Origin of the sequence: Desulfovibrio piger ATCC 29098 (genome assembly GCF_000156375.1) — a bacterium.
GTDB classification, from domain to species: Bacteria; Desulfobacterota; Desulfovibrionia; order Desulfovibrionales; family Desulfovibrionaceae; genus Desulfovibrio; species Desulfovibrio piger.
Genome location: NZ_DS996361.1, coordinates 22,611 through 24,969 on the forward strand (window position 1 = coordinate 22,611; position 2,359 = coordinate 24,969).

1 protein-coding gene is annotated in these 2,359 nt (G+C 63.0%); it reads right to left on the reverse strand.

What is annotated here, in order from left to right:
- Window positions 1-2,230 (reverse strand): carbohydrate-binding domain-containing protein (locus DESPIG_RS11830; RefSeq protein WP_040370141.1); only part of this gene is annotated, 2,230 nt, incomplete at its 3' end.
- Between the last annotated feature and the right edge of the window lie 129 nt (window positions 2,231-2,359).

A 2,359-nucleotide genomic window follows, 5' to 3' on the forward strand; every position in this document is an offset into this window, starting at 1 on the left:
CGGTCTGGCCGTCAGCATTGCTCAGGATGCGGTCGAACGCCGCGGCGTTGGCGCGGACGTTGCGGTTGCCGGGCAGGGAAGCGATGACGTCGGTCTTGTTCTTGACATCGACGACCAGGGAGGCCGAGTTGCCGTCCCCGCGCACATGGGTGGTGGCGAACAGGTCGTTGGTCCAGTTCTCGCCGCTGGCGGCAACGCCGTTTTCCGTCAGGTTGACGCCGTTCGTCGCGGCGGCGAAGTCCGCCACGGTGTAGGTGCCGGCGGCCAGGGTGGCGGCGTTGGAGACATGCAGGGCAAGATTGCGGTCCAGGGTCAGGGAACCGGTACCGGCGTCCATGTGCAGGGCCTTGCCGGTCTCGGGATCCAGGGCCATGTTGAAGGTACCGCCCGCCAGGTTCATGTCGAACTTGACGTCGGGCTTGGCGGCCTGCAGGTAGCTGCCGGGCATGAAGTCGAAGGTGCCGCCCTTGATGTTCAGGCTGCCGCCGCCGGTGCTGGCGCTGATGCCGGAGGTGCCGTCAAAGCTGAACGTACCGCCATTGATGTTGAAGTCACCGCCGCCGCGCGTGCCCCAGTAACCGCCGTTGACGGTCTCGAAGGTACCGCCGTTGATGACGGTGGTGGCGGAGGAGCCGTTACCGGCATGGTCCGTATAGAAGGTGCCGCCGTTGATGATCAGGTCGCTGGCGTTGGTATCCAGAGAGGCCAGACGGGTGACGCCGATGATGGAATACGTACCGTTGTTGAAAGTGATGGTGGTGGGATCCTTGTCCTGGGCCATCATGACCAGGGCGTCCACCGCGGTGAGGGTCGGGCCGCCGTTGGCGTTGCCGAAGACCACGCCGCCTTCGCCGGCACTGAGGGTCAGACGGGTGCCCAGCAGTTCCTTGCCGCGGACTTCATCATAAACGGAGTAGCCTTCCTGACCGGTCAGGGAGATGTTGCCGCCGGTGATCTCCAGCTTGTTGTCGGCATACAGTTCCGTATAGCCGTTGGAGAGCTGGAAGTTGCCGCCGCTGATGGTGATGTCCTGTCCGGAGAAGCGCTTGCGGTCCAGACCGGTCAGCAGGAAATTACCACCGGAGACGGAAAGGTTGCCTGCGGATTCCATGGTGAAGCCGTAGGGGATGTTGAAGGTATTGCCGTTGACGGTACCGTGGGAGCCGTTCGGGGTCCCTTCATACGCGAAGGTGCCGTCGGTGATGTTCAGGGCCGTGTTGCCCCGGAACAGGGTCGAGCCGCTCATGACGAAGGTGCCGCCGTTGATGTCCAGGCGTCCCTTGCCGTCCACGGAGGGCTTTTCGCCATAGGTGCCGTTGCTGTTGATGACGCTGGTACCGCTCAGGGCATAGGTGCCGCCGTTGAGCGTGATGGAATTTTCACCATTGATGTCGGCGTTGTGGACGACCACGGTGCCGCCGTTGATGGTGAGGTTGGGCACGGTGAGCATGGACTGGACTTCCACCGGATCGTCGAACAGTTCCTGGGTGGAGGTCACGCTCAGGCTGCCGCCGTTCATGGTCAGGTCCGTACCGGCATGGAGCAGAGAGGAGCGGAAGGTGCCTTCGACATTGATGGCACCGCTGTTGAGGACCATGCTGCCCGCACCGGCGGGCACGGCCATGAACAGGGAGTCCTTGATGTTGAAGACGGGGCCGTCGGCAGCGCCGGCACGTCCGAGGACGATGTCGCCGTCGCCGGTATTGAAGGTCAGGCGGGTGCCCAGGACCCAGCGGTCACGGGTAACGTCGTACTGGGCCCATTCCTTGGTGCCCACGAGGTTGAACTCGCCATTGTTGATGGTGATGCCGCCGGCGGACGTGAAGGTGGTGTACGCTTCCGACATGTTGAACGTACCGCCGTTGATGGTGATGTTTTCACCGGAGAAGTGCTTTTCGTTGGCACCGGAAAGCGAGAACGTGCCGCTGTTGATGGTAAGATCCTTGCCCGCGGCGATGTCCAGGCCGACGATGCGGGAGGCCGCATCGGACTTGCGGGCGGCGGCCAGGGCCGTCACATAGTCAGGGCCCTTTGCCTGGGCGGCCTCGTCCGAGATGAAGCCGCCGGTTGACGGGTCGGTCAGCTTGAGGCTGTTGTCACGGCTGGTCTCGATGCCCTCGGCCTCGGTGTAGCTCGTGACGGGGTTTTGCGTGTTGAAGGTCGCGCCGTTGATGGTCAGGTTGCCGTCGGACGTATAGCGTGCCTGATCCCCGGTATCACCGTCGGACATGCGTGTGTACGTCCCGCCGTCGATGACTTTGTCTGCTGCCAGCGTCGTGTCGGGGACCCCCAGTCCCGTCATCATAAAAGCGAAACAGCCGAACAGCAGCGACGCGGAAATACTTCGTCGTGAAAATTC